Origin of the sequence: Pseudooceanicola sp. HF7, from assembly GCF_011806405.1 — a bacterium.
Taxonomy (GTDB): domain Bacteria; phylum Pseudomonadota; class Alphaproteobacteria; order Rhodobacterales; family Rhodobacteraceae; genus Pseudooceanicola.
In genome coordinates this window covers 78,051-102,883 of record NZ_JAATOW010000002.1, presented here as the reverse complement: position 1 = coordinate 102,883, position 24,833 = coordinate 78,051, and the positions used below count along the sequence as shown (strand labels likewise).

General features: G+C 65.7%; 23 protein-coding genes. 8 read left to right on the top strand and 15 right to left on the bottom strand.

Features of this window, described 5'->3' with window-relative positions:
* Nucleotides 1–178: 178 nt before the first annotated feature.
* Nucleotides 179–793 carry a TetR/AcrR family transcriptional regulator gene (locus HCZ97_RS01255; RefSeq protein ID WP_167686841.1) on the top strand — a complete coding sequence of 205 codons (615 nt, stop codon included), beginning with the start codon at nucleotides 179–181 and terminating at the stop codon, nucleotides 791–793.
* Between the two features lie 222 nt (nucleotides 794–1,015).
* On the opposite strand, the gene HCZ97_RS01250 is transcribed toward HCZ97_RS01255, so the two are convergent.
* The 13 genes from HCZ97_RS01250 to HCZ97_RS01190 form a co-directional block, all read right to left on the bottom strand.
* Nucleotides 1,016–2,086, bottom strand: coding sequence for a DUF1513 domain-containing protein (locus HCZ97_RS01250; RefSeq protein WP_167686840.1), 1,071 nt, complete (start codon nucleotides 2,084–2,086; stop codon nucleotides 1,016–1,018).
* A gap of 3 nt (nucleotides 2,087–2,089) precedes the next feature.
* On the bottom strand, nucleotides 2,090–3,088 hold the full coding sequence (locus tag HCZ97_RS01245; RefSeq protein ID WP_167686839.1) for an imelysin family protein: 999 nt from the start codon (nucleotides 3,086–3,088) through the stop codon (nucleotides 2,090–2,092).
* On the bottom strand, nucleotides 3,088–4,581 hold the full coding sequence (locus tag HCZ97_RS01240) for a di-heme oxidoredictase family protein (RefSeq protein WP_254871289.1): 1,494 nt from the start codon (nucleotides 4,579–4,581) through the stop codon (nucleotides 3,088–3,090). Before HCZ97_RS01240 ends, HCZ97_RS01245 begins: the two co-directional genes overlap by 1 nt.
* Before the next feature lie 341 nt (nucleotides 4,582–4,922).
* Nucleotides 4,923–5,408, bottom strand: a complete 486-nt coding sequence (gene bfr, locus HCZ97_RS01235; protein WP_167686837.1) for a bacterioferritin — start codon at nucleotides 5,406–5,408, stop codon at nucleotides 4,923–4,925.
* Nucleotides 5,383–5,649 (bottom strand): bacterioferritin-associated ferredoxin, encoded by a 267-nt coding sequence (locus HCZ97_RS01230; protein WP_167686836.1) that lies wholly within the window; start codon nucleotides 5,647–5,649, stop codon nucleotides 5,383–5,385. Before HCZ97_RS01230 ends, bfr begins: the two co-directional genes overlap by 26 nt.
* A gap of 105 nt (nucleotides 5,650–5,754) precedes the next feature.
* Nucleotides 5,755–6,960, bottom strand: a complete 1,206-nt coding sequence (locus HCZ97_RS01225; RefSeq protein WP_254871288.1) for an imelysin family protein — start codon at nucleotides 6,958–6,960, stop codon at nucleotides 5,755–5,757.
* A gap of 92 nt (nucleotides 6,961–7,052) precedes the next feature.
* Nucleotides 7,053–7,514, bottom strand: coding sequence for a hypothetical protein (locus tag HCZ97_RS01220; protein ID WP_167686834.1), 462 nt, complete (start codon nucleotides 7,512–7,514; stop codon nucleotides 7,053–7,055).
* 463 nt (nucleotides 7,515–7,977) lie between these two features.
* Entirely contained in the window at nucleotides 7,978–8,196 is a 219-nt protein-coding gene (locus HCZ97_RS01215) for a formate dehydrogenase subunit delta (RefSeq protein ID WP_167686833.1), read from the bottom strand.
* Nucleotides 8,186–9,001, bottom strand: coding sequence for a formate dehydrogenase accessory sulfurtransferase FdhD (gene fdhD, locus HCZ97_RS01210; protein ID WP_254871285.1), 816 nt, complete (start codon nucleotides 8,999–9,001; stop codon nucleotides 8,186–8,188). Before fdhD ends, HCZ97_RS01215 begins: the two co-directional genes overlap by 11 nt.
* Nucleotides 9,001–11,883, bottom strand: a complete 2,883-nt coding sequence (gene fdhF / locus HCZ97_RS01205) for a formate dehydrogenase subunit alpha (protein ID WP_167686831.1) — start codon at nucleotides 11,881–11,883, stop codon at nucleotides 9,001–9,003. Before fdhF ends, fdhD begins: the two co-directional genes overlap by 1 nt.
* A 92-nt stretch (nucleotides 11,884–11,975) precedes the next feature.
* Nucleotides 11,976–13,493, bottom strand: a complete 1,518-nt coding sequence (locus HCZ97_RS01200; protein WP_167686830.1) for an NADH-quinone oxidoreductase subunit NuoF — start codon at nucleotides 13,491–13,493, stop codon at nucleotides 11,976–11,978.
* Nucleotides 13,490–13,954: a formate dehydrogenase subunit gamma gene (locus tag HCZ97_RS01195; RefSeq protein ID WP_167686829.1), complete on the bottom strand. Its 465-nt coding sequence runs from the start codon at nucleotides 13,952–13,954 to the stop codon at nucleotides 13,490–13,492. Before HCZ97_RS01195 ends, HCZ97_RS01200 begins: the two co-directional genes overlap by 4 nt.
* Nucleotides 13,955–14,044: 90 nt before the next feature.
* Nucleotides 14,045–14,935, bottom strand: a complete 891-nt coding sequence (locus HCZ97_RS01190) for a LysR family transcriptional regulator (protein WP_167686882.1) — start codon at nucleotides 14,933–14,935, stop codon at nucleotides 14,045–14,047.
* Between the two features lie 209 nt (nucleotides 14,936–15,144).
* Here HCZ97_RS01190 and HCZ97_RS01185 point away from each other — a divergent pair, with 209 nt between their 5' ends.
* Nucleotides 15,145–16,536: a bifunctional enoyl-CoA hydratase/phosphate acetyltransferase gene (locus tag HCZ97_RS01185; RefSeq protein ID WP_167686828.1), complete on the top strand. Its 1,392-nt coding sequence runs from the start codon at nucleotides 15,145–15,147 to the stop codon at nucleotides 16,534–16,536.
* A complete protein-coding gene (locus tag HCZ97_RS01180) occupies nucleotides 16,533–17,696 on the top strand; it encodes an acetate/propionate family kinase (RefSeq protein ID WP_167686827.1) in 1,164 nt (387 codons plus the stop codon). The genes HCZ97_RS01185 and HCZ97_RS01180 overlap by 4 nt, the downstream gene beginning before the upstream one ends.
* A gap of 110 nt (nucleotides 17,697–17,806) precedes the next feature.
* Here HCZ97_RS01180 and hemP read toward each other — a convergent pair whose 3' ends face one another.
* Nucleotides 17,807–17,968 carry a hemin uptake protein HemP gene (gene hemP, locus HCZ97_RS01175; protein ID WP_167686826.1) on the bottom strand — a complete coding sequence of 54 codons (162 nt, stop codon included), beginning with the start codon at nucleotides 17,966–17,968 and terminating at the stop codon, nucleotides 17,807–17,809.
* A 674-nt stretch (nucleotides 17,969–18,642) separates the two neighbouring features.
* On the opposite strand from hemP, the gene HCZ97_RS01170 reads away from it, so the two are divergent.
* The 5 genes from HCZ97_RS01170 (at nucleotide 18,643) to HCZ97_RS01150 (ending at nucleotide 24,128) form a co-directional block, all read left to right on the top strand.
* Nucleotides 18,643–19,764: an extracellular solute-binding protein gene (locus HCZ97_RS01170; protein ID WP_167686825.1), complete on the top strand. Its 1,122-nt coding sequence runs from the start codon at nucleotides 18,643–18,645 to the stop codon at nucleotides 19,762–19,764.
* Between the two features lie 159 nt (nucleotides 19,765–19,923).
* Nucleotides 19,924–21,024, top strand: coding sequence for an ABC transporter ATP-binding protein (locus HCZ97_RS01165; protein WP_167686881.1), 1,101 nt, complete (start codon nucleotides 19,924–19,926; stop codon nucleotides 21,022–21,024).
* On the top strand, nucleotides 21,021–22,481 hold the full coding sequence (locus tag HCZ97_RS01160; RefSeq protein ID WP_167686824.1) for an ABC transporter permease subunit: 1,461 nt from the start codon (nucleotides 21,021–21,023) through the stop codon (nucleotides 22,479–22,481). Before HCZ97_RS01165 ends, HCZ97_RS01160 begins: the two co-directional genes overlap by 4 nt.
* A 100-nt stretch (nucleotides 22,482–22,581) precedes the next feature.
* A complete protein-coding gene (locus HCZ97_RS01155) occupies nucleotides 22,582–23,415 on the top strand; it encodes an ABC transporter permease (RefSeq protein WP_167686823.1) in 834 nt (277 codons plus the stop codon).
* A gap of 8 nt (nucleotides 23,416–23,423) precedes the next feature.
* Entirely contained in the window at nucleotides 23,424–24,128 is a 705-nt protein-coding gene (locus tag HCZ97_RS01150) for a hypothetical protein (protein ID WP_167686822.1), read from the top strand.
* 100 nt (nucleotides 24,129–24,228) lie between these two features.
* Here the strand turns inward: HCZ97_RS01150 and HCZ97_RS01145 are convergent, their stop codons facing one another.
* Nucleotides 24,229–24,777 (bottom strand): lipopolysaccharide assembly protein LapB, encoded by a 549-nt coding sequence (locus HCZ97_RS01145; RefSeq protein ID WP_167686821.1) that lies wholly within the window; start codon nucleotides 24,775–24,777, stop codon nucleotides 24,229–24,231.
* Nucleotides 24,778–24,833 lie beyond the last annotated feature (56 nt).

Genomic DNA, 24,833 nt, shown 5'->3' with positions numbered 1-24,833 from the left:
TCCGACCGCTGATTGGATATTGCCAAGCATTGTCCCGGTGTTACCGATGCTCGGGCCTTTGGCTTCGGGGCAAGTTCCGTCCCTGGGGACTGTAAAGATTTACCCTGTGGAACAATGTTCGTGTTCAGGGATTAGTTTGTGAGTTTTAGGAATTGAGACAGACTTTTCAGGGGACCGAATGGCCAGTTGGAACGGTGAAGTTGCATCACGGGAAGAGATAAGGGAACAGAAGCGGCGTGCGGCGCTGCGCATCGCCTCTCGCAGGTTCAACGAAAAAGGGTATCACGCAACCTCGCTTGACGAGATCGCGGATGAGATCGGGGTCACCAAGACCGCGCTCTATTACTATTTTCGCAACAAGGAAGAACTGCTCTACGATTGCCTGCAGGTCACGTTCCTCTGCGGGGAAACCGCCCGCACCAAGGCCGAACAATCCGGGGGCAGCGCCCTTGATCGTTTCGCCAATTTCTACCGGGAATTCATCACGCGCACGCTGGTGGAAAACGGCGCTTTCCTGACCCGGCCGAATATCCTCGCGCTTCCTGAGGGTTTGCGCAGCGATATCACCTCCCGCGAAGAGGCGCTGCAGACATATATCAGCGGGCTGCTGTCGGATGCTGCGGCAGAGGGATCCCTGCGCAATATCGACACGAATGCAGCCGGCAGCTTCTTCCTTAACTCGGTCAACTGGTTACTGTCCTGGCATCAGCACGACCAGGAAGCCATCGACCCGAAAGAGCGGTCCGCGAAGTTCCTGGACCACCTCATGAACGGGATCGCCACCAAGGGCTGAAGGACGCGGCACGCCGCCGACAAGGACGGACGATGGGGGCCAGAACGGACCCAGACCCACCGGTCAGGAAAGACGGATCAAGACATTCGGGCAGAACGCCCGGCATCCAGACCCGCTTCCTGACAACGCCCCGCATCACGCGGGCAGAGCATTCCAAGAACAGGATCATCCAAAGGGACCGCCCCGCCAGAAGGCGCGGCGCCAGGGCTCAGCCGTCTGCCCTTACAGGGTGACCACGTGGTTGTCCCAGGCGCAATCGGCCCGGCGCGCCGCGCTCAGGCCCTCTGCGCCCGCCTGCCAGACACCGCCCTGCCCGTCAGTCGCAAGGAAGCCCCCCGGGCTGCCCGCCAACCCGCAGACGTCGCCGCGATGCAGGCTGGCCGCGAAGGCCCCCGTGTCATCAAAGACATGGATCCGCCCCCCGCGCGGAGAGGTGATGCCCACCTGCCCGCCGATGCCGTCAAAGGCGACAGAACCCGCGTAGCCCCGCATCGCCATCTGCTCGCCCAGATCGGCCTCGGCCAGGATCGCGGGCGCGCCACGGCGGTGCAGCCCCAGCAAGGGCACCGGGTCGCTCACCTCGCCCTGCCATTGCATGGCAAAGGCCACCAGCCCGTCAGGCCGGGCCGCCAGGTGGCGGATGGAATTGCGGTGCAGCGCCTCTGGCAGGCGCAGCTCTTCCAGCAGCTCCCCTTGGGGAGAAACATAGGCCAGGCTGGGCTGCATGCTGGGGATGTTCAGCTTGTCGCGGCCCCTGTCGGGGTGCGTCTCGATCCCGCCGTTGGCCACCACCAGCACATCGCCGGGCAGCGCCAGCATCTCATGCGGGCCGATGCCGTGGCTTGGGATTTCACCGATCCGCCGGTAGCCCTGCCGCCGGTCCCACAGGCCGATGACACCCCGGCGCGCGGTGTAATCGTTCTCTGTGGTGCACAGGATGTCACCCCCGGCGATAAAGCAGCCATGACCGTAGAAATGCCGCCCCTCCGGGCTTTCCAGCACCTTCAGGACCTTGCCGTGCACGCAGTCGATCACCAGCCCGAAGGTGCCCGGACGGCGGGCAAAGGCCACGGCCTCAGGGGCTTTGGGATGGGCGGTGCCGGCATGGCCGCGTGCGGGCAGCGCAATGCGGAACAGCGCCGCGCCATCGCCAGCCAGACCGTGCAGCGCATAGCTGCCGTCGGCCTCCCTGGCGGCGGCAAGATAGGCGGGACTGCCCGCATCGGCCCAGCTCAGGCCGGGTGCGGTCGCGGCGGCGGCCAGGGCGGCAAGAAAGGCGCGGCGCGGGATCATGGATCAGTCTCCGTCGGCTGAATTGAAGCCCTGCGTCAGGTTCAGCTGCGCGCCGATCTCTCCCTCGACCGCGCGCCGCACCGCCTGGATGCGCTGTTGCAGGATCTCGACCTTGAGCCGCCCGGTGGGATCCTCCACCCCGGCAAAGACCGGATCGTCCAGCTCCTGCGCCGTTTCCAGCGCCTCGTCAAAGGCTTCTTCGGTGATCGGGATCGGCTGCGCCAGCTGCTCCGCCAGATCGCGCAGCGCGATCAGCGACAGCTCCACGTTGCGCAGCGACCGCTCTGACCGGCGGGCCTCTGCCCGGCGCGGACGGGGGCGATCGAAGGTGCCAAGCGGGCGGCCCAGCCGCGTGTCGGCGGTGAACTCCAGCCCGGTCAGCAGCGTGGTGTAGAAGACCTGCAGCGGCTCGTCCGGGCTGAGGTAGAAGTTGTTCCAGGGCTCGCCCGCGCTCAGCATCAGCGGCGCCTGCTCCTCTTCCCAGTCGGTCGCGATTTCCTGCGCCATGCGGGCCAGATCGGCAGACAGGCGCTGCACCAGGGTGCAGGAATAGCTGCCATCCTCATAGGCGAACTGCGGATCGTACAGCATCATCTCAAGCGCAAAGAGCCCCCGCGCGGCGACCGAGACATGGGCGAAATCCTCCGCGCTGTTCACGACCGGATCCTCCTGCGCGATCAGGCTGCCCAGCTGCTTGGGGGTGAACCCCCGGTTGTCGGGCCAGAAGGCGATGGCAGAGACGCGCCCGTCCACCTCAAGCGGGCCGAAGCGCAGGTGGGACAGCCCCAGCCAGGCATCGAAAGCCGCGTTGTAGGGCCCCTGCACGGCGGCGCTGGTGCAATCTGCCGCGGCGGCCTCCTGCAGCTGGGCGGAGGCCTGGGCAAAGCCGGTGACGGCGGGCATCACGTGCTCCGCGATCGCCTCCTCCGTGCCGGCCATGGCCGTGCTGCCAAGCACCGGCAGGGTCAGGGCGATCAGGGCGGCGCAGGCGGTCTGTCTCATCAAAGGCTCTCCAGGAAGGCGATCAGATCGGCGCGGTCTTCGGGTTCCAGCGCCACGACATGCTCACGGGCGGCCTCGGCCTCTCCGCCATGCCAGAGCACGGCTTCCAGAAGGCTACCCGCGCGCCCGTCATGCAGGTAGGCCTCGTGCCCCGACACCTGCCGCGTCAGCCCGATCCCCCAAAGCGGAGGCGTCTTCCATTCCCGGCCATTGGCGCGGCCCTCGGGACGGTTGTCCGCCAGCCCCTCGCCCATGTCATGCAGCAGCAGGTCGGTATAGGGCCAGATCAGCTGGAAGCTCTGCTCGGGCTGATCCTCAAGCCTGGCGGTGACAAATTTCGGCTGGTGGCAAGAGGTGCAGCCGGCCTCGTAAAAGACCCGCTTGCCGTTCAGCACGGCCGGTTCAGCCACGTCGCGGCGTTCCGGCACACCCAGGTTGCGGCTGTAGAAGGTCACCAGGTCCAGCCCCTCGGCGTCGATCTCCGTGCCGCGCTCATCGCCATCCCCATGCGGGGCGTTCCGGCAGGCCGCCTGGGCCTCGGTGCAATCGCCCCAGGGCGAGGGGAAGAGCGGCGAAGAGATCCCGATATCCCCGGCGAAGGCGGCAGCACTTTGTTCGCGCACGCTTGGCGCCCCGGCCTTCCAGCCGAAGCGGCCCAGCATGGGGCGATCTTCCTCGAAGGACCAGACGATCTGCGGCTTGCCGGAGATCCCGTCACCATCCGCATCCGCCTCATCCGCCAGCGCCAGGATATCCTCTGCCGGGATGGCCTCCAGCAGGCCCAGGCCGATCATCTGCGGCGCCAGGCGCGGGGACAGCATCGTGTCCGGGCCCAGCGGCCCATAACCCAGATCGGTCGCGCCCCAGTTGGGGTTGCGCAGGGTGATGCTTTCCCCGCCGTTCAGCGCGATATCCTCTTCTTCCCAGTCCGCGACGATGCGGTATTCCGCCGTCTGTCCGGCCACGCCGAAATCCTGCATCTGGCCGCCGTAGCTGGGATGCGGTCGCACGCGCAGCGGCTCTTCTCCCCGCGACAGCAGGAAGGATTCGATATCGCTGACATCGTCCTCGGGCGCTGCAGGAACGGAGATCCGCAGGAACAGCGACGTGGCATCATCCTCCGGTCCGGCCGGCAAATGGCCGCGCCCGTCCTTCAGGTGGCAGCGCTGGCAGGAGCGCGCATTGTAAAGCGGCCCCAGCCCGTCACTGGCCAGCGTGGAGGACGGAGAAGAGACCCAGAGCTTCTTGAACAGCCCGTTGCCCACCTTGAAATCCAGCTCGCGCTCGAAGGGCATGTTGGCCGAGGACATGGAAAAGGCATCCGCATCGCTGCGCGCGCGCACCGTGGCGGCCCCGGCCCCGTTCTGCTCGAACTTCTCCGGCGCAGAGAAATCCGTGGCGGGCGCGACCACACCGGCGATGCGCTCGGCCTCTGCGCTGCTGCGGGGCACCTCGTTCAGGTAAGGAAGCACCAGCCCGGCATCCTCTGCCATCCCGGGACCTGCCAGAAGCCCCATGATGGCTGCCCCAGCCCATCTGCACCCAGCTCCCCTGCGCATCGCCGTGCCTCCCGTCCTGTCCGTTCAGATCTGCTCTTGGGCGCTGGCCGACCGCTCCCCGGTCCGCGCGCCCTGTCATCAAGCGTTATGGAACCCGGAGTGCCACGCAAACCTGATCGTTTCAATCGGAAAAGCCTCTGGCATTTCGTCGCGCCCCGCCCGCCGAAAACGCGAAAGGCCCGCCCCGCATGGGGCAGGCCCTCCAACTCTCGCATGGTTGCGGCAAGCTGCCCCTGAAGCCGGGATCGCAGAACGACCCGCGGCCTCAGCGCGCCTTACTCGGCCTCGTTGGCCGGAGAGGCATTCAGCATGCCGTAGTTCTCTGCACCGATGGTGCCATAGAGATCCAGCTGGGTCTCCAGGAAGTCGATATGGCCTTCCTCGTCCGCCAGAAGCTGATCAAAGAGCTCCTTGGTGACGTAATCGCCTACTTTCACGCAATATTCCCGCGCTTCCTTGTAAAGCGTCCAGGCTTCCTGTTCGGCGGCCAGGTCCGCTTCCAGGGTCTCCTTGAGGGTCTCGCCGATGCGCAGGCTGTCAAGCTTCTGCAGGTTCGGGTGCCCTTCCAGGAAAATGATTCGCTCGATCAGCTTGTCCGCGTGGTGCATCTCCTCGATGCTTTCCTCACGCGACTTGGCGGCGATCTTGCCGAAGCCCCAGTCTTCCTGAAGCCTGTAGTGCAGCCAGTACTGGCTGACCGCGGTCAGCTCGCTGCGCAGCGCGGCATTAAGGTATTCAATAACCTTGGCGTCGCCTTTCATTCGATGTCTCCTTTCCCGTAGCGCGGCGAAGACCGCGCAGAATTTCCGGTACTTCGAAACTATCGCATTGGCGCATGGTGTCCATGAAAAGTGGCAGACATCCGCCACACTCGGCCTTCTTGCCCAGGGCGCGGTAGATCTTGCCAGGCGTGATGATCGTGTCGGGATCCGCGGCGCGCATCCAGTCGACGGCAGAACGGATATCGCCGTCCGAGATCTTCATGCAGTGACAGACCATCATGGTTCTCGCCCTTTCTCGTCTCGTATCGGGGGCCTTTTCCCCGGCCTTGTGTCGCTGCCGGGCGGCGGGTCTGCCCCGCCGCCCGGCGCATCGCGTCAGTTCAGATCACTGGAAGACGGCATCCGGATCATCCAGGCTGTCAGAGCCCTCAAAGCCGATTTCTTCCAGCTGCAGGGCCGCCACGGCGCGCTCGATGCCGCGGGTCTGGGCCACCAGCGCATCCACCGCGCCCATGATCAGCGCCTCGCCGGCCGCGTTGCCACGCTCCAGCATCATGTCGTAGGAAAAGCCGCCCTCTGCCGCGACCTTGAGCTCGGTCAGCTTCATCATGGTGGCGTTCAGATCGGCGCTCAGCGCCGCGTCGACCTCGGGATCGGCCGCCGCCACCAGGTCGGAGAGCGACGCCCCCTCCGTCACCGTGCCATCCACGCCGACGTAGCGACCGGTGTAGACATTGTGGATGCCCAGGCCGTCATAGAAGTGGCTGTTGTAGGTGTTGTCGGAGAAGCAGTCGTGCTCTTCCTCGGGATCGTTCAGCAGCAGGCCCAGCTTCATGCGCTCGCCCGCCTGCTCGCCATAGGACAGGCTGCCCATGCCGGTCAGCATGGCGATGATGCCCGCATCCGGATCGGCCAGCAGGGTCTCGCGCGCCTCGCCGCCCGTCGCCCATTGCGCCGCCATCCAGTCCAGGTCCGACACCAGCAGATCGGCCGCGGCGGTCAGGTATTCACCGCGACGGTCGCAATTGCCGCCCGTGCAGTCCTCGCCCGTGGCGTAATCCGTCCAGGGCCGCGCGCCCGCACCATGATCGGTGCCGTTCAGATCCTGACCCCAGAGCAGGAATTCGATCGCGTGATACCCGGTGGCCACGTTGCTTTCCACGCCATCGGCTTCCTGCAGGGTGTTCTCCAGCAGATCCGGCGTGATGGCAGAGGCATCGACGGTTTCCCCCGACAGCTCGAAGCTGGGGTTGGCGATCACGTTGAGCACGGCAAAGGCGTTCTCATCCGTCGCCCCGCCATAAGAGGGATCCACGTAGTCGATCAGCCCCTCGTCAAGCGGCCAGGCGTTCACCTTGCCTTCCCAGTCGTCCACGATCGCATTGCCGAAGCGGAAGGCCTCGGTCTGCTGGTAGGGCACGCGGGCCTGTTTCCAGGCCGCCTTGGCCGCGGCCAGCGCCTCTGCCGAAGGGGCCTCGACCAGGGCCGCCAGCGCGGCCTGCAGCGCCTCTGCGGTGCGCAGGCTGTCTCCGTAGGACGCCGCGGCGATATCGGCATAGGTCTCAAGGACAGCCGTCTTCTCCGGAGCCATGTCCTCGGCAAGCGCGAAGCCCGGCAGGATGGTCAACGCGGCAGTGGCCATAAGAGTGGTACGAATGGACATGGAAACTCCTCTTTTTTCCGTCAATGCAAAGTGTTCGGTGTGTGACTGGGATAGGCCCGGCCCTCGGGCCGCTGGCGTATCAGCTCCAGGCCCAGGGTCTGGGCCAGGGAAACGACGATCGGCGCCACATCGGCCCGCACCAGCAGGCAGGCCATCAGCATGGCATCCTCCCGGTCCCCCGAGGTGGAAAGAGAGACCAGATGCGCCAGGACCGCCTCATCGGCACCGACACAGGAACAGGTCTGTCCATGCCGCATCACCGGGCGGCGCACGTGGCGCAAGGTCAGGCCGAAGAATTCGTCCAGCCGCTCGCTGATGCGCTCCATCCGGTCACGACCGTAAAGCGCGGTCAGCTCCATCTCGAAATCCGCCACCGCATCGGGCCCGTCGCAGCGGGCCCGCAAGGCGCCGATCACGAGCGCCTCGTGAAAAGGCAGGGCCGCGATGGTGGCGACCGGCTCGGATCCGCGCTGCAGGCTCACGCGCCCGCCCCCGGAAAGGCGAAACGCCCCTGCCCTGTGCGGGCGGCGGGACAGATGCGGGATGGTCTGCTGTCCGGGCAAGTCATCGTCGGGCCTCTGTGAAAGCACGCCCCTCAATCGGTCGGGATGAATGGGCGAGGATTCTTGTCAGCTTCATAACTGACTAAAAAGCTCAACCAAGTCAATCCCGAGTATTTTAGTAGTCAATATATCCGCAAATGTCCCGCCAAAAGCCCCCCGCGCGCCCGCACCCCATGCAAGCGCCGTCACCTGTCTTCTTCTTGCCAAAAAACTCTGGGGGGAACGAAACAGGGGGGGCATCGAGCCCCCCTGTTTCGTGGGGGGGGCAAAGCCCCCCTCCAGCGCTTAAGACAGGCCTAACCCCCCGTTCGCTGCGCACCGACGTAATACCGACGTGATACCGACGCAAAACAGACGTGATACCGACGGGTTTCAGAGACCCTCAGTCCGCCGGCTCCCGCACGAAGGTCGCGGCCTCCAGCACCAGCGGATCCAGCCCCTCTCCGCCCGCCGCCACATGCGAAAAGAACTGCCGGCGCATCCTGGGTTCCCAGAAGTCATTGATGTGATCCGCGATCCGTTCAGCCTGCTCGTTCCCCGGCTGGCTGCGGAAGAAGGTGGCGATCTGGTTGGCCATCAGGACAAGTTTTTCAGGCGACATCGCTGGCTCCGGTTCGGATACGGTCGGGGTGGGCATAAAGGTCGAAACTGCGCCCGCGGGCAAAGGCCGCCAGGGTGATCCCGGCCCCTTTGGCCAGGCGCACCGCATGGGCCGTGGGGGCGGAAACCCCAATGATCACGGGGCATTGCGCGACAGCGGCCTTCTGGATCAGCTCCATGGAAATCCGGCTGGTCAGCACGAAGGCACCGCGTGCCGGATCGATCCCGCCGCGCGCCATGGCCCCGATCAGCTTGTCCAGGGCATTGTGCCGGCCCACGTCCTCCCGCGCCAGTACCAGCCCGCGTCCGGGCTGCACGAAGCCCGCCGCATGGACGGCGCGGGTGCGGTCATGCAAGGGCTGCGCGCCCCGCAGCGCCTCTGCCGCCCCGCTGACCTCGGCCGCCGACAGGACCTTGCCCACCGGCACTTTCGGCAGCGCACGGTTCGCCTCTTCCAGCGAGTCGATCCCGCACAGGCCACAGCCCACCGGCCCGGCAAAGGCCCGTCGCCGCGCCTCCAGAGAGGCCCCCCGCCCCGGCTTCAGCCAGAAGCGGCATTCGCTGCCCGCCTCATGCAGTACCAGCTCGAATTCCGCAATATCCTCAACGCCTTCGACGATCCCCTCGGACAGGGCGAAGCCAAGCGCGAAGTCCTCCAGATCCTGCGGAGTCGCCATCATCACGGCCTGGGTGGAGCCATCGAAACTGAAGGCCACGGGCCATTCTTCGGGCAAGGCGCGGCTCACCTCCCGCGCACCCTCAGGGCCAACCGCCAGGCCCGGCAAGCTCAGGACAGGGCTGGCCATCATTCGGCTGCCGGCAGGATGCGCCGGGCGCGCTCGGCCTGCGCCGCGTAGTCTGCCTGCCAGTCCGTTGGCCCGTTCGACAGCGACACCTGCACCGCCGTCACCTTGTATTCCGGGCAGTTCGTGGCCCAGTCGGAGAAGTCGGTGGTGATCACGTTGGCCTGGGTATCGGGGTGGTGGAAGGTGGTATAGACCACGCCAGGGCTGACCCGATCCGTGAGCGTCGCCCGCAGGCTGGTCTCTCCCGAGCGCGAGGCAAGCCGGATCCAGTCCCCTTCCTTCACGCCGCGCAGTTCCGCGTCATGGGGGTGGATCTCCAGCAGGTCCTCCGCATGCCATTCGGAGTTCGCCGTGCGCCGCGTCTGGGCGCCCACGTTGTACTGCGACAGGATCCGCCCGGTGGTCAGCAGCAGCGGGAAGCGCGGGCCCGTGCGTTCATCCGTGGCGACATATTCGGTCACGATGAAGCGCCCCTTGCCGCGCACGAACCCATCGACATGCATCAGCGGCGTGCCATCGGGATTGGCCTCGTTGCAGGGCCACTGGACCGATCCCTTCTGTTCCAGAACCTCGTAGGACACCCCGGCGAAACTGGGCGTCGTGAGAGAGATTTCCTCCATGATTTCCGAAGGATGGGAATATTTCCAGCCTGCGCCCATGGCGTTCGCCAGGGCCTGGGTGACCTCCCAGTCCTCGTAGCCGTTCAGCGGCGCCATCACCTTGCGCACGCGGTTGATGCGCCGCTCGGCATTGGTGAAGGTGCCGTTCTTTTCCAGGAAGGAAGAGCCGGGTAGGAAGACATGGGCGTAGTTCGCCGTCTCGTTCAGGAAGAGGTCATGGACGATGACGCATTCCATCGCCGCCAGCCCGGCGGCCACGTGTTTCGTATCCGGATCGGACTGCAGGATATCCTCGCCCTGGCAGTAAAGCCCCTTGAAGGTGCCATCCACGGCGGCATCAAGCATGTTGGGAATGCGCAGCCCCGGTTCCGGGTCGATCTCCACCCCCCAGGCCTCGCGGAAGACATCGCGGACGTCCTGGCCCTTCACGTGGCGATAGCCCGGCAGCTCATGCGGGAAGGAGCCCATGTCGCAGGAGCCCTGAACGTTGTTCTGGCCGCGCAGCGGGTTCACACCCACCCCCTTGCGACCGATGTTGCCGGTCAGCATGGCGAGGTTGGCAATGCCCATCACGGTGGTCGATCCCTGGCTGTGCTCAGTCACGCCCAGACCGTAGTAGATCGCGCCGTTCCCGCCGGTCGCAAAGAGCCGGGCCGCAGCGCGCAGCTCATCCGCGGGAACGCCTGTCAGGGCTTCGGTCGCTTCGGGGGAATGGCGCGGGTTGCGGATGAACTCCGCGTATTCCATGAATTCTTCCCAGTCGCAGCGTTCGCGGATGAAGGCCTCGTCCATCAGCCCTTCGGTCACGATCACATGCGCCAGGGCAGAGACCACGGCGACGTTGGTGCCCGGGCGCAGCGGTAGGTGATGCGCGGCCTGCACATGGGGCGATTTCACCAGGTCGATCCGCCGAGGATCGATGACGATCAGCTTCGCCCCGGCCCGCAGGCGTTTTTTCAGGCGCGAGGCAAAGACGGGGTGGCCATCCGTGGGGTTGGCGCCGATCACCACCACCACGTCGCTGTCCTCGACCGAGTCGAAGTCCTGCGTGCCCGCGCTGGTGCCGAAGGTCTGGCCCAGGCCGTAGCCGGTCGGCGAATGGCAGACGCGGGCGCAGGTGTCGGTGTTGTTGTTGCCGAAGACCGCGCGCGCCAGCTTCTGCACAAGGAAGGTTTCCTCGTTAGTGCAGCGCGAAGAGGTGATCACGCCGATGCTCTTCTGGCCGTACTTTTCCTGCAGGCCGCGCATCTTGTCGGCGGCAAAGGTCAGGGCCTCGTCCCAGGACACCTCGCGCCAGGGCTCGTCCACACGGTCGCGGATCATCGGGTTCAGGATGCGGTCCTTGTGCGTTGCATAGCCATAGGCAAAACGCCCTTTCACGCAGCTGTGGCCGCGGTTCGCCTGCCCGTGTTTCCATGGCACCATGCGCACCAGCTGGGTGCCGTTCAGCTCTGCCTTGAAGGAACAGCCCACGCCGCAATAGGCGCAGGTGGTGACGACGGACCGCTCCGGCGTGCCCAGGTCGATCACGCTTTTTTCCTGCAAGGTCGCCGTCGGGCAGGCCTGCACGCAGGCGCCGCAGCTGACGCAATCGCTTTCCAGGAAGTTCTCTGCCCCGACAGAGACCCGGCTGTCGAAGCCGCGCCCCTCGATGGTCAGCGCGAAGGTGCCCTGCACCTCTTCACAGGCGCGGACGCAGCGGTTGCAGACGATGCACTTGGCCGGGTCATAGGTGAAATAGGGGTTGCTTTCGTCCTTGGGCATCCAGGCCGGGTTGGCCTCTCCACCGGAGCGGACCTCAAAGTGGTTCGCCAGCCCCTCGGCCTTGGAATAACGCACGTCGCGCAGGCCCACGGCCCCGGCCATGTCCTCCAACTCGCAATCGCCGTTGGCCGCGCAGGTCAGGCAATCCAGCGGGTGATCAGAGATATAAAGCTCCATCACGCCCTTGCGGATCCTGCGCACCTTCTCGGATTGCGTATGCACCACCATGCCAGGGTGCACCGGCGTGGTGCAGGAGGCCGGCGTGCCGCGCCGTCCCTCGATCTCCACCACGCAGAGGCGGCAGGATCCGAAGGCCTCAAGGCTGTCGGTCGCGCAGAGCTTGGGCACCTGGATCCCCGCCTCAGAGGCCGCCCGCATGACGGAGGTCCCCTCCGGCACGGTCACTTCGATGCCGTCCACGAGCAGCTGCACCGGCTTGCCCGTCTTTGCCGGCGTGCCCTTGTCGGTGTCATCCCAGGGAATGATGAAATCCTTCATGGTTCAGCTCCCTTTTTCCGCTAGTTTTTCTGGCATCTGGTCGTGCATGGCGTGGCGCAGCGGCGTCATGGCAAGGTCCTGGCTGTGATCGCTCATTCCGCGGCCTCCCTTGTGCCTGCGAACTCTTCAGGGAAGGTTTCCAGGGCCGAGAGCACCGGATAGGGCGTGAAGCCCCCGAGCGCACAAAGAGAGCCATCCTTCATCGTTTCGCAAAGGTCCGTCAGCAGCTCCACCGCCGCGCCGTCTCCGGCGGCGATCCGGTCCAGCGTCTCCACGCCGCGCACCGCGCCGATGCGGCAGGGGGTGCATTTCCCGCAGCTTTCCACGGCGCAGAATTCCATGGCGAAGCGCGCCATTTTCATCATGTCCGCGCTATCGTCGAAGACGACCAGCCCGGCGTGGCCGATCAGCCCGCCCTGGACATCGAAATCCTCGTAACCAAACGGCGTGTCGAACTTTTCCTGACCGAAGTAGGCGCCAAGCGGCCCGCCGATCTGAACCGCCTTAACGGGCCGGCCGCTTGCCGTGCCGCCGCCGATGTCATTGACCAGCGTGCCCAGCGGCATGCCGAAGGCGGTCTCGAACAGGCCGCCATGGGCGACGTTGCCGGCAATTTGGATCGGGATCGTCCCCTTTGAACGTCCCAGCCCGAACTCCGCGTAAAAGGCCGCTCCCTTTTCGAAGATCACCGGCACCGTGGCCAGGCTGATCACGTTGTTGACCACCGTCGGGCGGCCCAGGAATCCCTCGAGCGCGGGCAGCGGCGGCTTGGCACGCACCACGCCGCGCTTGCCCTCAAGGCTGTTCAGAAGGCTGGTTTCCTCGCCGCAGACATAGGCGCCGGCCCCCATGCGGATTTCCATGTCGAAGGCCCGGCCGGAGCCCAGCACATCGGGCCCAAGCACCCCGGCGGCGCGAGCGATCTGCACCGCCTCTTCCATCACCTCGATGGCATCGGGATATTCCGAGCGCGTGTAGACATAGCCCCTGGTCGCCCCGGTGCCGAGCCCGGCGATCACCATGCCCTCAATCAGGGTGAAGGGGTCGCCTTCCATGATCATGCGGTCCGCGAAGGTGCCGCTGTCGCCCTCGTCGGCATTGCAGACGATGTATTTCTGATCGGCATGGGCCATGCGCACGGTGTCCCACTTGATCCCCGTCGGGAACCCGGCCCCTCCGCGCCCGCGCAGGCCAGAGGTCTTCACTTCGTCCACGATCGCCTCTGCGCTCAGCTCAAGTGCGCGGCGCAGGCCGGCAAGCCCGCCATGGGCCTCGTAATCGGCCAGGCTGAGCGGATCGGTCAGACCGCAGCGAGCAAAGGTCAGGCGGGTCTGGCGCGCGAAGAAGGGGATTTCCTCGGTCAGGCCAAGGCTGTCGATGTTGCCGTCCAGAAGCGCGGGCACCTCTTCGGCGCTGACCGGGCCATAGGCCATGCGGCCGCGGCCGGCGTCGATCTCCACCAGCGGCTCCAGCCAGACCATCCCGCGCGACCCGGTGCGGATCACCTCTGCGCGCAGCCCGCGTGCGACGATCTCCTCCTGCAGCGCCTCTGCAACCTCATCGGCGCCAAACGCCTTGGCGGCGGAATCGCGGGAAACATAAATCTTCATGCCAGCGCCTCCAGGATCTTCGTGGCCTTCGCCTCTGTCAGCGCGCCATGGACGCGGCCATCCAGCATTGCGGCGGGGGCGCAGGCGCAAAGGCCAAGACAATAGACCGGCTCCACCGTGATGCGCCCGTCGGTCGTGGTGCCGTGCCAGTCGACGCCCAGCAGGGACAGGACCCGATCCGCCAGCGCATCCGAGCCCATGGATTGGCAGGCCTCTGCCCGGCACAGCTTCAGCACGTGGCGCCCGGCGGGGGCCTTGCGAAAATCATGGTAGAAAGAGATGACGCCCGTGACCTCGGCCACGCTCAGGTTCAGCGCGCCCGCGATCTGGGGCACCGCCTCTTGGGGCAAGTAGCCGAAGGTGTCCTGAAGATCGTGCAGGATCGGCAACAGCGGCCCTTCCAGGTGCAGATGCTTTCCCAGGATTTCCCTGATTTCCTCTGCGGTTGGCTGCGGGTCCATGGCGTCCTCCTCGCTGGCTGAACCTGCGGGATGCGCCAGATTTGATGCGATTTCAATATCGCATTTCCGTCAGTCGATTGGCAAAAGCTATCAGCCCTCGGCGGTGGCCACCTTGCGCGCAGCCTCCAGAAGCGCCTGGATCACCGGGGTATGGGGCTCTTGCCAGGGGGCGACCAGGCCCACTGCGGGCCCCGGGGTGGCCTGGCCCAGCGGCACCATGGACAGCGCCCGGCCAGAGACCAGCCGCCGCGCCAGCTGATCGGGCAGCACGGTGACCAGCCCGGCCTCTTCCACCTGGCTGGCAAGGACCACGGTGGAGTTCGATTCCAGCACAGCCTTCGGCTGCATCCCGGCCTCTGCGAAGGCCTTGTTGACGATTCGCCGGTTCTGCATGTCCGGCGTCAGCAGGCACAGGTCCTGCCCCTGAAGGTCACGCCACTCCAGCTGCTTGCGCCCGGCCAGCGGATGCTCCGGCCGGCAGATGGCCGCGTAGGTCTCTCGATAGAGAAAGGCGGTAGAGACATGGCCCAGCGGTTCGTTGTCCAGGTAAGAGATCCCGGCATCCACGTCGAAGTTCTCAAGCATCTCCAGGATCTCGGCAGAGTTCCGGCTGAGCACGGTGAAATCGACGTTGGGGTGGGCCTGGCGAAAGGCCGTCGCCAAGTGAGAGGCCCAGGTCAGCGCCGTGGGGATCACCGCGATCCGCAGGTGGCCCGACAGCCCTTCGCGGGTAAAGCGCATCTCTTCGCGCAGGCGCCGAGCATCGCCCACGATCTTGCGCGCCCAGATCAGCGTGCGCTGCCCCTCGGGCGTCAGCCCGCCAAAGCGCGATCCGCGCAGCACCAGTTTCACGCCCAGCTGGTCCTCCAGCTGGCGGATGCCCGTGGACAGGCTGGGCTGCGTGATGCCAAGGCTCTCTGCCGCGCGGCCAAAGTGCTTTTCCTTGGCAAGGGCGATGAGCATTTCCAGTTTCGCGATCATGCGATCATCTGACATGGGGCACGCCCCTTTGAAAAGCGGCATCTGTGCCCCGCCAGCCATCGCGCGAAGGGGCGTTCCGCCAGCCCACTGCCCGCCCGACTGATGACGCAAGGTCATCGCCGCATTTGCGCCCCTCACTTGACCCATGTCACGAAGCCGGCCAACCATCGCGCTATGCTGCGCCTGCAAAATAGCCCTGGGACATCACGATGCAGATCGACAATTTCACCTTCGACGAGCTCACCATCGGCCAAAGCTCCGAACTCCGCCGGCTCTGCACGCAGGATGACCTGATCGGCTTTGCAAGCGTGACCGGCAATCACAACCCGCTGCATCTTGCCTATGCGGACGGGGATGGCGACGGCGTGACAGAGGCGATCACGCCCGGCATGTTCTCTGCCGCGCTGATCTCTGCCGTGCTGGGATCGCTGCTGCCCGGTGCCGGGACGCTCTACAAATCGCAAAACGTGGATTTCCACGGCGTCGCCCATGCCGGGGATGAACTGCTGGTACGGGTGACCGTCACCGGTAAGGACCCGGCGGACAAGACCGTCACCCTTGCGACAGAGGTGCGCCGGATCGCGGATGAGGCCCTCGTGCTCAGCGGGACGTCGATCGTCCACGCCCCGGCCCGCAAGATCCGCATGGACAGCGCCGACCTGCCGGGGCTGATCCTGCAACGGCACCGCCATTTCGAACGCATCCTGAAAGAAGCAGAGCCGCTTGCCGCGCTGCTGACCGCCGTCGTCTGCCCCGAAGAGCCCAATTCCCTGGGCGGGGCCCTGCTGGCCAGGCGGCACACGCTGATAGAGCCGATCCTGATCGGGTCAGAGGCGAAGATCCGCAAGGTGGCCGAAGAGATGAACGCAGATCTGACCGGCATCCAGATCATCGACCTGGCCCACCACCGCGATGCCGCGCGCTGCGCCGTGGACCTGGTGCATGCCGGCAAGGCCCATGCGCTGATGAAGGGGCACCTGCACACCTATGACCTTCTGCGCCCGACGCTGGACAAGCAGACAGGGCTGCGGATGGGGCGGCGCTTTACCCATGTCTTCGTGATGGATGTGCCGGGGCTGCCGCATCCGCTGCTGGTGACGGATGCAGCGATCAACATCTCTCCGGATCTCAAGACCAAGGTCGATATCGTGCAGAACGGCATCGACCTGGCGCGCTCCATCGGGATCCTGGAACCCAAGGTCGGCGTGCTGTCTGCCGTGGAAACGGTGAACCCCGATATCCCCTCCTCCCTCGATGCGGCGCTGCTGTCGAAGATGGCAGAGCGCGGGCAGATCACCGGCGGGCTGGTTGACGGGCCGCTTGCCATGGACAACGCCGTCGACCTGGCGGCGGCCCGCACCAAGGGTCTCCATTCGCCGGTCGCGGGCATGGCCGACGTGCTGGTCGTGCCCAACCTGGATGCGGGCAACATGCTGGCCAAACAGCTGACTTACATTTCGCACGCCGAAGCCGCCGGGCTGGTGCTGGGGGCAAGGGTGCCGATCATCCTCAATTCCCGCGCCGATGACGACATGGCGCGGCTGGCCTCTTGCGCGGTGGCCGCGCTGCACCACGCCCGGATCACGGGGATCACGCCATGAGCCAGGCGATCCTGACCCTTAACGCGGGATCCTCCTCGCTGAAGTTTGCCCTGTTCGACCGCACCGCGCGGGAGCTGGCCGTGGGCCTTGTCGATCATATCGGCACGGGCACCACGCTGCGTCTCACGGACATGACCGGCGCCCGCCTGATGGAACGCGCCCTCAGCCCCAGCGAAGGCGAAAGCCATGCCAGCGCCCTGCTCTGCGCGCTTGATGCGATCCGCACCTGCTTTCCGCAGACCAGTATCACTGCCGTCGGCCACCGGGTCGTCCATGGCGGCACGCGTTGCGCAGAACCGCTGCGCCTGGACGCCGCGGCGCTTGATTACCTGGAAAGCCTGGTGCCCTTCGCCCCGCTGCACCAGCCGCACAACCTTTCAGGCATCCGCGCCGCGATGGAGGATTTCCCCGATGCCGTCCAGATCGCCTGCTTCGACACGGCCTTTCACCGGGGCCATCCCTTCGTGCAGGATGCCTTTGGCCTGCCGCGCTCCTATTACGACGCCGGGATCCGCCGCTACGGCTTCCACGGGCTGAGCTACAGCTATATCGCCGGCCACCTGGCAGAGTCCGAACCCGCGCTCGCAGAGGGCCGCGTGATCGTCGCACACCTGGGCAACGGCGCCTCCATCTGCGGGCTGAAGGGCGGGCGCTCCGTGGCGTCCTCCATGGGGTTCTCCACCATCGACGGGCTGCCCATGGGCACCCGGTCTGGCCAGATCGACCCCGGCGTGCTGCTTTACCTGCTGGATCAGGGGATGAGCGCGCCAGACCTCTCTGACCTGCTCTACCGGCACTCCGGGCTGAAGGGGATGTCGGGGGTCAGCCATGACATGCGCACGCTGCTTGCTTCCGATGTGCCTGAAGCGGCAGAGGCCATCGCCTATTACATCGCCCGCATCAAGCGGGAGATAGGCGGACTGGCCGCGACACTGGGGGGCGTGGATGCGCTGGTCTTCACCGGCGGCATCGGAGAGAACGCCGCCCCCATCCGCGAAAGGGTCTGCCAGGACATGGCGTGGATCGGCATTGCCGTGGACGCAGACAGGAACGCGGCCGCAAAGCGCGACATTTCTGCCCTGGGCGCAAAGGTGCGCACCCTGGTCATTCCGACGAACGAGGAAATCGTGATCGCCCGCGCCTGTGCGGCCCTGGCCTAGCCCCGCCTACCGGCGGCTGCCCGCGTTCGGACAGGCCTGCGACAGGAAAAAGCCGCCATCAACGTGGCGGCCCTTCTGCCCGTTCCGGAGGATGCCCCTGCCCCGGTCGCTTACTTCGTCAGGATCAGTTTACCGGCCCGGGTGATCCGCAGGGTGTAGATCTGTTCGTTCAGGACGATCTGCGCGGTAGAGCCGCCCGCCGTCAGTTCCACGGCATCATGCTGCGGGATCGCGGGGGTCGCGGTCTTGCGGTCGATTTTCTCAGACATCATCGGGTCGTTTCCTTCTTTTCCAGCCGGGCTGCCGTTGTCCCCTTCAGGGGTGCCACCGCTCCGATACGGCTTCATGCTCGTTGCCTCCTCCATTGCATCAAGCTCCCTTGCCCGGGGGGCACACCAGGAAGGTGCCCACATTGGGGGTCGCTCGCGTGTAAGGGGCTTGGCATCCACAAGGGACGAGCTCAGCGCAGGTCATCGTCAGATCCTATTGATTTTCAGAATCGGGCTTCCCCGCGCATGGCGAAGTGGCTGGATAGGGAAAAGTTGACTGATACGATCAGGATTGTCAATCCGTGCCCCTTCGGGAAAGTTGAGCAAACAGTCAAGAAAAGTCCAGTCTGCATATTTTCTGCCGACCGGTTTCAAGCCCCGACCTTGCAGGCAAGGGCCGCCGCGCCGCGCCAGCCGCAATGGCCAGTGACCGCCGGCTGATTGCCCTGCCCCAGACGCGCTACAAGCTGCCCACGATTGCCCGGCCACACAGCCATCTTCGCTCAGCGCCTCAGTTTTTTATTGACCGTACAGTCAAGCTCCGGCTTTCATAAACCTGCAACAAAAATGTCATGGAAAAGTGTCACTGCGCGTCTAAGCGAGCCAGGTCCGTACCGGGACAGGGCCATGCTGACCCGGCGAGCGGAGATTAATCAGACAGGGGAGTTATCGTCATAATGTCTTTCACACGCCGCAATGCCCTCAAGCTGACCGCAGGCGCGGTCGCTGCGCCGGCTGTCCTGCGCGCCTCTGACGCGCTGGCATCTTCCGGCACGGTCAAGATCTTCGCCTGGCAGGATTACATCCAGCCCAATATCGCCGAGAAATTCGAGGCGGAGACCGGCATCACCCTGGACCTGACCACCTTCGGATCCAACGACGAAGCCGAGTCGACCGTGCGCGCCAATGGCGGCAAGGGCTTCGACGTGGTCTTCCCCTCCATCACCAACGTGTCGAACTACTACGACGACAGCGGCGAACACTTCTTCCAGCCGATCCCCGAGGACGTGAACGCGGATGCGGTCATCCCCGCCTTCCTGCGCGACAGCGCCTCTCTTGGCGGCGTGCAGAACGGCAACCAGGTCGTCCTGCCATTCGACTGGGGCACAGAGGGCATCACGCTGAACCGCGCGGCCCTGCCGATCTCGGATGCGGATCTCTCCTATGGCGACATGTTCGCTGACGGCACCGAGGGCAAATCCGCCTTCCGCCAGAAATCCGCGCTGATCGGCGTCGGCCTCTACCTGGATGCGATCGGCGAAGTGCAGTCCAACCGCATGTACGATGTCTACAAGTCCGAGGAAGACGCCCGCCGCATCTTCGGCAAGGTGGTCGAATTCATGGTGGCCAACAAGGACCACTTCGGCGCCTTCTGGAACAACGGCACCGAGGCAACGGCCGCCTTCAAGGACGCCGGCTGCATCATCGGCCAGACCTGGGACACCACCGGGCTGCTGCTGAACCGGGAGAACCCCGATTTCGTCTATCGCGCGCCGAAGGAAGGCATAATCACTTGGCTCGACAGCTTCGGGATGCTGCGCGGCGCGGAGAACACCGAACAGGCCATCGCCTTCATGAACTTCATGCTGACCCCGGAAGTCGGCGGTATGTTCGCCAACAACACCGGCTACAACTCTGCCGTGACCGGTGCCGCGGACTTTGCCTCTGAAGAGTTCCGGGCGCAGTTCAACGAAGTCTACACGCCGGAAGTGCTGGGCAACATGTGGTGGTGGCAGTCCGACACCCCGTTCTACGCGCCTGTCGTGAACGAGATGGTCGAGATCATCACCAACGCCTGATCCGATTGGGGGGCGCGCGACGGCTGTTGCGCGCCCCCATTTTCGCCGCTGCGTCGCACCGAAAGGTCGGATGCCTCCGGCGGGAGTTTATGAAGCAAGAAGAAGAGAGGGGCCGGCGCGCCTTTCCATGAGATCGGGGAATCCATGACTGACCTGGCGATGCGCGGGCGCGATGTGCGTCTTGAGGGGGTGTCGATCACCTATCCCAACGGGTTTACCGCCGTGCAGCCGACCGACCTGGTGGTCGAGGCGGGCGAGTTCTTTTCCATCCTGGGCCCGTCGGGCTGTGGCAAGACGACGATCCTGCGCACCGTTTCGGGCTTCGTGGAGCCCACGGACGGGCGCGTGCTGATCGGCGGCGAGGACATGAAGGGCATCGGCCCCAACGCCCGTCCCACCGCGCTGATCTTCCAGAACTTGGCGCTGTTTCCGCTGATGCCGGTCTGGGAGAACGTGGCCTTCGGGCTTGAGGCGCGCGGCGTGGGCAAGAAGGCGCGGCGGCAGCGCGCCCAGGAATTGCTGGAGCTGGTGGCGCTTGGCGACCAGGGGGACAAGCTGCCCTCTGAATTGTCAGGCGGGCAGCGTCAGCGGGTGGCGATCGCGCGGGCGCTGGCGGTGGAGCCGGCTGTGCTGCTGCTGGACGAGCCGCTTTCCGCGCTGGATCTGAAGCTGCGCCAGCACATGCGGGCCGAGCTGCGCGAGATCCAGAAGAAGACCGGCGTGACCTTCATCTACATCACCCACGACCAGGGCGAAGCGCTGACCATGTCGGACCGCATAGCGGTGATGAACAACGGCGTCATCGAACAGGTGGGCACCGGGGACGAGATCTATTCCGCCCCCGAAAGCGCCTTTGCCGCCAGTTTCGTGGGCGAGGTCAACGCCCTGCCCGGTCACGTGGTGGCCACCGATGGCGCGATGGCGCGGATCGAGACCGCCTCGGGCCAGCTTGTCGGGCGCAATCCCAAGAGTCTTGAACCCGGCGCCCAGGCGATCCTCTTCGTGCGCCCCGAACAGATGGTCTTTGGCGATCCGGGCAATGTCTTCACCGCCGACCTGAAGCGCCGCGATCTGGAAGGGGCCTTCGTGACCTATGAATTCCTGACCCCGACGGGGCAAAGCCTGACCCTGCACCAGACCAACACCGGCACCCTGGCCCCCATGGCGCAAGAGGCGCGGATCGGCTTTGCCGCGCAAAGCGCCGTGATCCTGCCCGAAGGCCCGCTGGCCCGCACCGGCCGCGAGCTGGCCGCGCAATGAAGGGGCTGCTGAGGGGATATGGCCCAGGGCTGACGGCGCTTTTCTTCCTAGCCGTGGCAGCCTGGGGGCTGATGCTGATCGTCCTGCCGCAGCTCTCCATGCTGGAGCGCGCGGTGACCCCGCCGGCGCGGGAGCTAGACAGCTCCATCGCCCTGCGGATCAGCCGCGATGCAAAGACCTGCGCGGCCCTGCTTGAACGCGACATGACCGCCACGCCCCCCGCCACGCGGGGGCCCGGCGGCATGGCTGTGCCCAGCATAGGTGGGGCGACATCCGGCGGCATGGCCACGCCCTCTATCGGCGGCGCAACGTCCGGCGGCATGGCCACGCCATCCATTGGCGGCGGCGTCATGGGCACCCCCTCAATCGGCGGCGCCGCGCCCACCGGCCAGGGGCGCGGCTTCATCATCCAATGTGACCGTGCCACCACCCATTCCCGCCTTGTCCGCGACACCGGCGCGCCGGCGGAATACCTAGACACGCTCTACAATCTGCCCAGCCTCGCCGTGGTTGCCACAGATCCCCTGCCAACCCAGCTCGACACCGCGCAGCAGATCGCCGCGCTTGCCGATGACCTCTTCGCCCGCCTGCAGGCGGAAGAGGCCAACGCCTTCCCCTTCACCCTGTCGAATTTCCAGGCCCTCGCCGCCCCGCGGCTAATCCCCCTGGGTGCAGAGCAGAAGGCACTCGAGGACGCGCGCCTCTCCAACCGCATGCTGGGCCTCCTCGGCCTGCGCTACGAGGTCGAGGGCCAGACCTACGAACGCCTCGGCCTCGTCACCCTCGTGCGCACCATCGCCTTCGCACTGATGGCCACGGCGTTCGCGCTCATCGTCTGCTACCCCATCGCCTACAAGGTCGCCCTGGCCACGCCCCCGGACAAGGCCGTCTGGCTCTTCGTCGGCCTCGTGATCCCCTATGCCATCGTCGAGCTCATGCGGATCTACGCCTGGACCACGATCATCGACAATCAGGGCCTCATCAACTCGCTCCTGATGTGGAGCCACCTGATCAGCGAGCCGATCCAGTTCAAGCGCTTCCCCGGCACGATCTTCGTGGTGATCGTCTACACCTACGTGCTCTTCATGGTGTTCCCGATCTACAACGTCATGTCGACGCTGGACCGCAACCAGATCGAGGCGGCCGAGGACCTCGGCGCCCGGACCTGGCGCGTCCACTGGCGCGTGATCATCCCCCATTCCAAGCCCGGCATCGCCGTGGGCTGCATCGCCACCTTCATGCTTTCCGCCGGTGCCTTCTCCGTCCCCCGCATCATCAGCCGGGGGCTGCAGGCGGAATGGTTCTCCCAGACGATCTACAACAAGTTCTTCGAAAGCGAGAATTCCAACATCGGCGCCGCCTACAGCTTCGGCTACACGATACTCTGCTTCCTTCTGGTGGCGCTCTTCATGTGGCTCATGCGGACGCGCCTGAAAGACTTCGCGAGGGTGCAGTGATGACCAGATCCCTTCATCTGGCCGGAAATACTTCGGGGGGAGTCTCCGGAACGGAGACGGGGGGCTGGCCCCCCGCCCCGGCAGCACAAAGGACCGCGGCATGAAATCCGACCGCCTGTTGAACATCTACACAGGGCTCTTCCTGGTCTTCATGTTCGGCCCTCTGATCCTGATGGTGATCTCCTCCTTCAACAACATCTCGCCGCCCTCGGTGACGGAATGGCGCGGCTTCACGACCAAGTGGTACAGCTTCTTCTGGATGCCCCAGGACGAGCTGCGCGCCGATCCGGTGCTGCGGGTGCTGGATCGCGACCGGCTGATCTCCTGCTTCGGCAATTCGATCTGGGTGGCGCTGATCGTGGTGCCGCTGGCGCTGCTGCTGGGACTGTCCGGCGCGGTGCTGCTGACGCGCTGGCGCTCGAAGGCCAATGGCGTGCTCTGGTGGGTGCTTCTTTCGCCCATGCTGGCCCCCGGCGTGGTGCTGGGCCTGGGCGCGCTGGTGTTCTGGGGCCAGGTCGGCATCAATGCCGGTCTCTTCACCATCATCATGGCACAGGTCACCTTCATCGCCTCCTACCCGATGCTCATCCTCATGGCCCGCCTGCAACGCCAGCCGATCGAGCTTGAGGAAGCCGCGCTCGACCTCGGGGCCTCGCCTTTCCGCGTCTTCCGCCGCCTGACCCTGCCCTACCTCGCGCCCGCGCTGGTCTCTGCCGGGGTCATCGCCTTCATGGCCTCGATCGAGAATTACAACACCACCATGTTCGCCAAGGGCGGGGCCTGCACCCTGGCCACGGAAATCGGCGCCATGGGCCGCAATCCCAATGGCCACCCCCCGGTGATCAACGCTATCGGCACCGTCATCATCACGATCACCGTGGCAGGCGCGCTCTTGCATACCTTTCTCTTGTCGCGCGAGCGAAAAGGCGGCTGACTGCGCCCATGAACGCCCCCCTGATCACCGCCCGCTGCCACCCGGATCTGGAACCGCTGCTGCCCCGGCCCCGGCCAGCGCGCCAGGCCCTGCCCGACTGGCTGCGCGCCATGCCGTCCGAGGCCCCGGCGCCGACGCTGGGCGGCGCGGTGGTGCGTACGCTCAAACATTGCCCGCCCTTCCTGGATGCGCTCTCGCTCGGGATCATGATCCCGCTGGCGGCGGACCTGCATTTCGAGGCCGGCGTGGTCTCCTGGGACTGGGATCCACCCGCCCTGCCGGACACGCTGATCTCCCGCGCGCCGGTGGGGCTGCATGTGCCCGAACAGGCCAGCGGAGCGCCCTACCGGCTGGCGGTCAACTCGATCCTGAAGTTCATGAATTTCTGGACCCTCGAGGCCCCTGCCGGCTGGTCGCTGCTTTTCACCCATCCCCTCAACAGAGAGGACCTGCCCTTCCGGACCCTCTCCGGCCAGGTCGATTGCGACCTCTTCCGGGATGGCTACGTGCATTTCCCCGCCCTCTGGCTGGAAGAAGGTTTTACCGGCACCCTGCCCGCGGGCACGCCCATCGCCCAGGTCATCCCCCTGCCCCGCGCGACCAGTACGCTGGACATCGCCCCGATGACAGAGGCGCAGATCAAGGCGAACCGGGACATGCAGGCGGCGCTCGGCACGGAACCCGGCACCTACCGCAAGCACTTCCGCCACTGATCGAACGCCCGGCCAGGCAAAGCGCAGCTAAGTCCGGGGGCAGAGCCCCCCGTACCCCCGCCGCCTGATAGCCAGCCGGCGAAGGCAAAGCCACGCGGCCTCAAAGCTGCAAGGAAAGCCGCCCTTTCGACGCCCGCGTGACCGCTTTCAGCGCCTGCGCCGGATCGCGCTGCCACAGGGCGGCCTGCAATTCGGCCGCCTCCGGCAGGCGCAACTCTGCCGCGGCGCGATAGAGCATCCCGTCCACCTCGGCATCCCGGCCAGCCAGCGGCGCCAGGACCTCCCTCACCCGGGCATGATCGCCAAGGCGCAGCGCCACGCGGCCCAGGCTGATACGGGCATCCGCATCGCCCGGCGCCGCCTCGACCGACTTTGCAAAGGCGCGCAGAGCCGTTTGCAAATCCTCCAGCTCCAGCGCGGCGCGGCCAAGCTCGTACCAGGCATTGGCGTGGCGCGGATCGGCGGCCAGCGCGCGCTTCAGCCAGGTTTGGGCGGGGCGCCACTTGCCCTGCTCCATCATCACCCGGCCCAGGTTGTAAAAGACCGGCACCCCGGCACCCCTGGCCCGCGCGGCGCGCAGCAACAGCTTCTCTGCCGCCGGCCAGTCGCCCGCGGCCAGCATCCCCGGCAAGTTTTCCAGACCCTTCATGCGGTTTTCCAGCGCTCCCGCCCTTCCCGTTTCATCGCCGTCATGAAACCATTGCC

Coding starts and splice junctions, on each gene's coding strand:
- bfr (WP_167686837.1), bottom strand. CDS start 5,408: ATGAAAGGCGACGCCAAGGTTATTGAATACCTTAATGCCGCGCTGCGC.
- HCZ97_RS01240 (WP_254871289.1), bottom strand. CDS start 4,581: ATGGCAGAGGATGCCGGGCTGGTGCTTCCTTACCTGAACGAGGTGCCC.
- HCZ97_RS01170 (WP_167686825.1), top strand. CDS start 18,643: ATGTCTTTCACACGCCGCAATGCCCTCAAGCTGACCGCAGGCGCGGTC.
- HCZ97_RS01185 (WP_167686828.1), top strand. CDS start 15,145: ATGCAGATCGACAATTTCACCTTCGACGAGCTCACCATCGGCCAAAGC.
- HCZ97_RS01245 (WP_167686839.1), bottom strand. CDS start 3,088: ATGAGACAGACCGCCTGCGCCGCCCTGATCGCCCTGACCCTGCCGGTG.
- hemP (WP_167686826.1), bottom strand. CDS start 17,968: ATGATGTCTGAGAAAATCGACCGCAAGACCGCGACCCCCGCGATCCCG.
- HCZ97_RS01200 (WP_167686830.1), bottom strand. CDS start 13,493: ATGAAGATTTATGTTTCCCGCGATTCCGCCGCCAAGGCGTTTGGCGCC.
- HCZ97_RS01225 (WP_254871288.1), bottom strand. CDS start 6,960: ATGGCTCCGGAGAAGACGGCTGTCCTTGAGACCTATGCCGATATCGCC.
- HCZ97_RS01195 (WP_167686829.1), bottom strand. CDS start 13,954: ATGGACCCGCAGCCAACCGCAGAGGAAATCAGGGAAATCCTGGGAAAG.
- HCZ97_RS01250 (WP_167686840.1), bottom strand. CDS start 2,086: ATGATCCCGCGCCGCGCCTTTCTTGCCGCCCTGGCCGCCGCCGCGACC.
- fdhD (WP_254871285.1), bottom strand. CDS start 9,001: ATGGCCAGCCCTGTCCTGAGCTTGCCGGGCCTGGCGGTTGGCCCTGAG.
- HCZ97_RS01180 (WP_167686827.1), top strand. CDS start 16,533: ATGAGCCAGGCGATCCTGACCCTTAACGCGGGATCCTCCTCGCTGAAG.
- HCZ97_RS01155 (WP_167686823.1), top strand. CDS start 22,582: ATGAAATCCGACCGCCTGTTGAACATCTACACAGGGCTCTTCCTGGTC.
- HCZ97_RS01190 (WP_167686882.1), bottom strand. CDS start 14,935: ATGATCGCGAAACTGGAAATGCTCATCGCCCTTGCCAAGGAAAAGCAC.
- HCZ97_RS01165 (WP_167686881.1), top strand. CDS start 19,924: ATGCGCGGGCGCGATGTGCGTCTTGAGGGGGTGTCGATCACCTATCCC.
- HCZ97_RS01230 (WP_167686836.1), bottom strand. CDS start 5,649: ATGATGGTCTGTCACTGCATGAAGATCTCGGACGGCGATATCCGTTCT.
- HCZ97_RS01150 (WP_167686822.1), top strand. CDS start 23,424: ATGAACGCCCCCCTGATCACCGCCCGCTGCCACCCGGATCTGGAACCG.
- HCZ97_RS01160 (WP_167686824.1), top strand. CDS start 21,021: ATGAAGGGGCTGCTGAGGGGATATGGCCCAGGGCTGACGGCGCTTTTC.
- HCZ97_RS01145 (WP_167686821.1), bottom strand. CDS start 24,777: ATGAAGGGTCTGGAAAACTTGCCGGGGATGCTGGCCGCGGGCGACTGG.
- HCZ97_RS01215 (WP_167686833.1), bottom strand. CDS start 8,196: ATGTCGCCTGAAAAACTTGTCCTGATGGCCAACCAGATCGCCACCTTC.
- HCZ97_RS01255 (WP_167686841.1), top strand. CDS start 179: ATGGCCAGTTGGAACGGTGAAGTTGCATCACGGGAAGAGATAAGGGAA.
- fdhF (WP_167686831.1), bottom strand. CDS start 11,883: ATGAAGGATTTCATCATTCCCTGGGATGACACCGACAAGGGCACGCCG.